The sequence below is a fragment of the Streptococcus suis genome (assembly GCF_002964045.1).
Classification (GTDB): domain Bacteria; phylum Bacillota; class Bacilli; order Lactobacillales; family Streptococcaceae; genus Streptococcus; species Streptococcus suis_U.
Genome location: NZ_POPB01000370.1, coordinates 1 through 324 on the forward strand (window position 1 = coordinate 1; position 324 = coordinate 324).

General features: G+C 38.6%; 1 protein-coding gene. It reads right to left on the minus strand.

What is annotated here, in order from left to right; translation table 11 throughout:
- The coding region (locus tag C1E99_RS09295; protein ID WP_153060179.1) for a cyclic nucleotide-binding domain-containing protein at nucleotides 1–324 on the minus strand (324 nt) is incomplete at both ends.

Here is a 324-nt window from a genome sequence, read left to right on the forward strand (position 1 = left end):
TATCTTCGACAAGGTTTCAAACAAGACCATCGGCACAATAAAATACTCTAGGTCCGTTATGGCAATGGCAGTATAATGATAAGGTTTGTCCTGAAACATATCTCCAAAAGGAAAGGCACCGCCCTGCCGAATATAGTCCAAATACGTAAAACTATCCGTCTCATCATATTGCTCAATCCGAGCATAGCCCTTATACAATACAAATAGATAATCTCTAGGATCCTCTGCGTAAAAAAAGATTTGTCCCTTAGGAATCTTTCGAAAACGAATATGCTTAGCTAATTGATCAAAGCTATCACGTGTCAAACGTTCAAAAGTTGGATG